The organism is Gemmatimonadota bacterium, from assembly GCA_022560615.1.
Lineage (GTDB): Bacteria > Gemmatimonadota > Gemmatimonadetes > Longimicrobiales > Gaopeijiaceae > UBA1138.
The window spans coordinates 1-5,557 of record JADFSR010000084.1 but is presented as its reverse complement, the minus strand read 5'-3'; the positions used below and the strand labels follow the sequence as shown (position 1 = coordinate 5,557).

The window sequence follows — 5,557 nt, the reverse complement described above, 5'->3', positions numbered from 1 at the left end:
ACAGGACGAGCGATTCCACCAGCAGCAGGCGAACGATGGCTCCCGTGCCCGCCCCCAGCGCGACGCGCACCGCCATCTCCTTTCGACGATCAGCGGCACGACTGAGCAGGAAGCCGGCCAGGTTCACGCAGGCGATGAGGAGTACCAGTCCGACCGCGGCGAATAGGAGGAGGGCCATCGACGTCAGGATGCCATCCAATGTCGGGTGCACCTTCACGTCCGCCAGGGAGAACCCTATGAGCGCGAAGTCGCCACGATAGTCCCCGATTTCGGTGCGCCGCCTCTCGGCTTCACGGCTCGCGATGGTCTCGATGGCTGCCATCGCCTGGCCGGGCGCGACTCCGGACTCCGTCTCCTCGTCCCGGGTGCGGTGACGACCCAGGGGGAAGGGGCATGCCTCGGGCCTCGCGCCGGAAGCGCAGAACCGTGGGTGAAAGGACGTCCTTCCCTAGCCGCGGCGGGCGGCCATTTCGTTGGAGTCGGCCACGCGCTGAAAGCGCTCTCCGAGGTCGCCGGCGAACGCCTCGTGAAGATCTGCGGGCAGAACGAATCGCAGTAAGGCGCGCGCGACGACGGGAGGCGGCGTCTGCTCACGTCAACTCTCGGCTGATTCCTGGAGACCTTCCCATAGGCGCTCCAAGGTCTCTCGGGCAGATTTCACTCCCGAGATGCCGGCGGGTAGGATCTCGAAGAAACGCTTCGCCTTGCCGCCACGGACCGGTGTGGGGCTCGCCAGCCGGGACCGGAGAAGGCCCTTCTTCTCGAGTCGCATGAGCGTGACGTACACCGCGCCCTGCGCGAGCTTGCGACCCGTTCGGGTTTCCAGCTCGTCACGTACGGACGCGCCGTAGGCGACGTCCCCGAGTCGCCACACGGCGAGAAGAACCTGCTGCTCGAAATCGCTGGGGACCCCGTGTGTCACATCGACCATCTGGTTCGTCTAATAATACATACGGTGTAGTTAATAACGAGGTCCCGCTCGGGCAAGCTCCGAGGCGGAGGAAACATGAAGGGCCGAGATTCAGTAGTATCATGTGCGAGGGGATCATGACGCAGCAGCCTGACATCAGCACGCAGGGCCGGCGCCGCCGCGAACGTCGGATATTGCGCCGCGGCATCCTCGTGTCCGCGCTCTTGCACGTTCTCCTTTTCTTCGGATGGCAGGGCAACGTGATTCCGACGTCGCCCTTCGCAGCTGCGGGGCCCAGAGCTGGCGACAATCGTGCCGCCGCAGGCGGCCTCCAGGTCCTGAACATCCGGACGCCTTCGCCGGTGTCGATCGTGCCCCCACCTGTCCCGATCGAGGTGTCCGTCGAGATCGAGCCGATCGAATTCGAGTTGGAGGTCCAATACGACCCGGCATCGGTGTTGGGGGAGCAGCCGGGATTACTGGAGGGCCCTGGGCTAGCGGACGGGATTGGCGCCGGGGACGGTGGTAACGCGGACGAAGGATTCTACCGTCTGCGGCCGGCGTCTCCGGGTGGCATGATCATTCCCCCGACGAACCGCAGTCTCCGAGGCACCGAAGTTCAGGTGTGGGTCTTCGTCGATGATCAGGGCCGCGTGGTTGCGGACTCGACGCGTCTCGATCCTCCGACCCGAGATCGGGGGTTCAACCGTCGTCTCATCCGCGAAGCATCCGAGTGGGTATTTCGGCCCGCCGTTCAGGAGGGGCGCGCGATCGCTTCCTGGTTCCCCTACAAGATCAGCATGGAATAGGCCCGGCGCTGCCGGCCGCCGCGGTCAACGTCCTCGATCGATCCGCACCGTGACTTTTTTCCCCTTGATCTTGGCCGCGCGAAGCGCTTGCAGCACCTGCTCTGCCACGTCATCGTCTACCTCCACAACGCTCGATCTGTCGGAGATCTGTATAGATTCGATCTGACGACTGTGCACGCCCGCTTCTCCGGTGATGGCTCCGACCAGGTCCTTCGGACGGACGCCCGCCGCGCGGCCCACACCGATGAACAACCTCGTCACGCCGCCGGTCCGACCCTTGCCTCGTTTACCGGGGGCGGGGCGCTTCTTGGCGCGGCTCTTGTCCCGGAATGGCCTCTCCTGAGGGATGTCCTCGTCCTCTCCTTCCGCTCCGCTGAGGGTAGATTCGTGCCCCATCTTCATCGCGCCGAGCGCGATGTCGAAGAGATCGAACTCCCCGGACAGAGCCTCGACGATGACGCGGAACCGATCCAGGCCTCCGGCCAAGATGGACTCGCGCACCGAGGCGCGCGTAAGCTCCAGCCTGTGCGCCTGGAGATCTGCTACGGTGGGGAGTAGCGCCACATCGATCTTTTGCTTCGTGAGCCGCTCGATGTTCGGCTCTTCAGCAGAATCTGTGGGTGACTTGGGGTTGGGGGAGATCGCCGAGGGTATGATAGAGGGCGATTTCGAGGGCGTGGAAGGTGCGAAATCCGTACGCTTTTCTGGTAGTCAGTTTGAGCTTGTTGTTCAGGCCCTCCACAGCGCCTGCAGAAACGGTACCGTGCGCGCGGAACCAGTTGAGGAGGAGCTCGCGGTGACGGCGTAACATACGGGCGACGCGCTTCATGGGAACGAGCCTGGATCGCATGGCGCGTGTGCACCACCGATCGAGGAACTTGCCCGCCCAGGCGGGGGAGACGTAGTCCCAGAAGCCCTGGAAGTCCTCCTTCAAGAGGTACGCCCGCACGGCCCTGAGGTTGTACTGCAGGAGCTCGGCGAGCTTCACTTCCTGACTGTCGGTGAGATTCTCAGGGCGCTTCAGCAGGCAGTAGCGCATGCCCTTGAGGACGGGCACGTAGCCGTCGGCCTCGAGGCGCCTGGCCTCCTTGGCGCGGACCTCGTTGATGGCCTTGTTCATGTGGGCCATGATGTGGAAGCGGTCGAGCACATGGATGGCGCCGGACGCCTTGCGGGCGATCACTTTGAGGTAGGGCTGCCACATGTCGGTGCAGATGAAGCGGAGACGGGTGCTACGCTCGGGGCCGAAGACGCGGAAGAACTTGAGCAGCGTCTTGGCCCTGCGCTCCCGGCCCACCCAGAGCAGGCGTCGGACGCGCTGGTCGATCTGGTAGACGAGGGTGACGAACCGATAGCCCTTGTGCCACAACACTTCGTCGATGCCGATCGCTTCCACGCCCTCGAGGTCGCGATGCTCCAGACCCCACGTCACGGCCATCTCGACCGAGCGAAACACGCGCTCCCAGGAGGTCTGGAATGCCTCGGCCACCTGCGACCAGCTCAACCGCTTCGCCCAGCCGGCGAGGAACCACGCGTACGTCGTCGTCGCCTGATGCTTGCCGTCACCCCACGGTACCGATTCGACGACGATGCCACACTTCGCGCAGTCGACTCGGCGCATCGCATACACGAAGTACACCGCGATCCCCCACATCGGAACGAACTCGAAGCAACGCACACTCAGCGTATCGTACCCCGGTCTGCGGCGGCCACATCCCGAGCACTTCGGCCGTCCGTTGGCCCGAGGACGAACGTCCACATCGAGTCTGAGTCGTCCGCCCCGCTCGTAGAGGCGAACGGCTTCGTAGACGAACGACTTGTGCTTATGGATCTTGTTGAGGATAGTTTTCAGTTGCATTCTGGACCGGCGTGTTGGTGGTGATGCGTTTGCTCAAATACATCGTCGCCACTCGCCGCCCAGGATGCACCTCCCCCTCCTCCGTAATCTTCCTCCGCATCCCTCCGTTGGTCCGCCAACCTCCCACTCGCCGGCTATATCAACCCACAGATTCTGCCGAAGAACCGAACTTTCATAGCTACTTCAAGATGCCTGCGGCGCAGACGTCGTTCGAGAACTGTGTGGCGCACAACGGATCGCTGATCCCGATTCCCGGTCGCGACGTGATGGTCCAGGCGTGGTATCAGGGCGGCATCGACATCTTCGACTGGACCGATCCAGACAACCCCATCGAGATCGCATTCCACGATCGGGGACCCGTGGACGGCACCCAGCGGGCCAGTGGTGGCTCGTGGTCCGTCTACTGGTACAACGGGTTCATGATCAGCTCCGAGATCGCTCGCGGGCTCGACATCTTCGAGCTACTCCCCAGTGCCCACATCTCGCAGAATGAGATCGACGCGGCCAAGACCGTGCGCTTCGACTACTTCAACGCGCAGCAGCAGCGGAAGTTCGTGTGGCCTCCGAGCTTCGCGCTCGCTCGCTCGTACCTCGATCAGCTCGAGCGGTCGGGCGGTCTCACAACGGACAGGATCTACGAGGTGAGAAGCACGCTGGCGCGTGCCGAAGAGCTCTCGGGACAACAGCGTAGGAGTGCGCTCAGCGGGCTGGCTTCCGACCTCGATGGCGAGGGGCGCGACGCTCGCGACCGGGCCAAGGTAACGACCCTGGCGAGCGCGGTAAGGGACCTGGCCGCGGTGCGGTAGCAACCGGTGGAACCGAGCCGCGGCCCCTCCGTGAGTCCTACGGAGCGGCCGCGGCCGAGCGCTATCGGAACTCGTTCAACGGTGCAGCGCGGACCTCAGTCGGTCTCCTCCACCGGCTCCGCGTTCTCGACGTCCCCACCGTCAGCCTCAGCGCCATCCTCAGCCTCGTCCCCACCGCACGAACAGTGTCCGCTCGGGCACCCACAGTGCGGACATCCACAGCGATGACGATGGCACCGGCCCCGTCGACAGAAGATCCAGTAGATCAAGGCACAGATCAGGATCAGCTTTAAGAGTCCGCCACCGGCCAGACTGACCCAGAAGGCAGAGAGGCCTTCGACGTACCAGCGTAGTGCATCCATAATCATCCGCAGCGCTCCAGCGTCCGAACCGTATCGATATCCCTACAGAACAGGACGAGAAACAGAGTCGCTTTGTTCCTTCGAGGGGCACCCTCCGGTTCTCGGCAGGATTGACACCCCACGGGGCCGTCCCGACCCGCTTAGTAGAAGATGACCTTAGCGGACTTTACGCCGGGGCTGCTCACATCGTCCCCAGCCAGAATCATCACATGAGCTACTCCGCTGGCATCGATGTACGTGATGCCGCGCGTACCGAAGAGATTGATTCCGCCGACCGACTTGAGCGTATTAGATCCGGTCGCACCGCCGAAGCTCCCAAGCGTCCCGTCGGAGTTGATCGTCGCAAAGCTGTTTTCCGAGGAGCCGGTACCGGCTGCGGCGTAAAGGCCTGAGCTGACGAACAGGCTCCCGCCAGCGGCAAGCGCCACGTGCTTGCTTCTGGACTTCTGCATCGAACTCCCACTCACAACCCATCCGTCTGGAATAAGGCCGCTCCGGAGATCGATACGAGTGTGCACGATGCTTCCCAGCTTGCTCGAGTTCTGCTGGAAGTTGGCATCGTCAACGGAGAGGGAATCCGTCTCGCCTCCCACCGCGTACAGAAACCCTCCGAATCCCACGAACTGATGGTACGCGCGGGCCTCGGGCAGGGAGGTCAGTTCCTCCCAAGTACCGATGTTGCCCAGCGTGTCGATCGCGGCGCGATAAACGTTGGCCGTGGGCGCATCGTCGGTGGTCGCTCCACCCGCGACGTAGATCGTGCTCCGAAAGACCACCGCACCGAACGAGTGCAGAGGCAACGGGAGCGTCCC

7 protein-coding genes are annotated in these 5,557 nt (G+C 63.5%); 2 read left to right on the top strand and 5 right to left on the bottom strand.

Features of this window, described 5'->3' with window-relative positions:
* Positions 1–322, bottom strand: a 322-nt coding sequence (locus IIB36_20115; protein ID MCH7534046.1) for a hypothetical protein, incomplete at its 3' end; no start/stop codon positions are given.
* A gap of 273 nt (positions 323–595) precedes the next feature.
* Positions 596–931 (bottom strand): helix-turn-helix transcriptional regulator, encoded by a 336-nt coding sequence (locus tag IIB36_20110; protein MCH7534045.1) that lies wholly within the window; start codon positions 929–931, stop codon positions 596–598.
* A gap of 116 nt (positions 932–1,047) precedes the next feature.
* Here IIB36_20110 and IIB36_20105 point away from each other — a divergent pair, with 116 nt between their 5' ends.
* Positions 1,048–1,719, top strand: coding sequence for a hypothetical protein (locus tag IIB36_20105; GenBank protein ID MCH7534044.1), 672 nt, complete (start codon positions 1,048–1,050; stop codon positions 1,717–1,719).
* A 24-nt stretch (positions 1,720–1,743) separates the two neighbouring features.
* On the opposite strand, the gene IIB36_20100 is transcribed toward IIB36_20105, so the two are convergent.
* Together IIB36_20100 and IIB36_20095 are read right to left on the bottom strand one after the other, a co-directional pair.
* Positions 1,744–2,283, bottom strand: a complete 540-nt coding sequence (locus IIB36_20100; GenBank protein MCH7534043.1) for a DbpA RNA binding domain-containing protein — start codon at positions 2,281–2,283, stop codon at positions 1,744–1,746.
* 40 nt (positions 2,284–2,323) lie between these two features.
* Positions 2,324–3,577 carry an ISL3 family transposase gene (locus tag IIB36_20095; protein ID MCH7534042.1) on the bottom strand — a complete coding sequence of 418 codons (1,254 nt, stop codon included), beginning with the start codon at positions 3,575–3,577 and terminating at the stop codon, positions 2,324–2,326.
* Between the two features lie 188 nt (positions 3,578–3,765).
* Here IIB36_20095 and IIB36_20090 point away from each other — a divergent pair, with 188 nt between their 5' ends.
* Positions 3,766–4,383 carry a hypothetical protein gene (locus IIB36_20090; GenBank protein ID MCH7534041.1) on the top strand — a complete coding sequence of 206 codons (618 nt, stop codon included), beginning with the start codon at positions 3,766–3,768 and terminating at the stop codon, positions 4,381–4,383.
* A 502-nt stretch (positions 4,384–4,885) separates the two neighbouring features.
* On the opposite strand, the gene IIB36_20085 is transcribed toward IIB36_20090, so the two are convergent.
* Positions 4,886–5,545, bottom strand: a complete 660-nt coding sequence (locus tag IIB36_20085) for a hypothetical protein (protein MCH7534040.1) — start codon at positions 5,543–5,545, stop codon at positions 4,886–4,888.
* Positions 5,546–5,557: the final 12 nt, after the last annotated feature.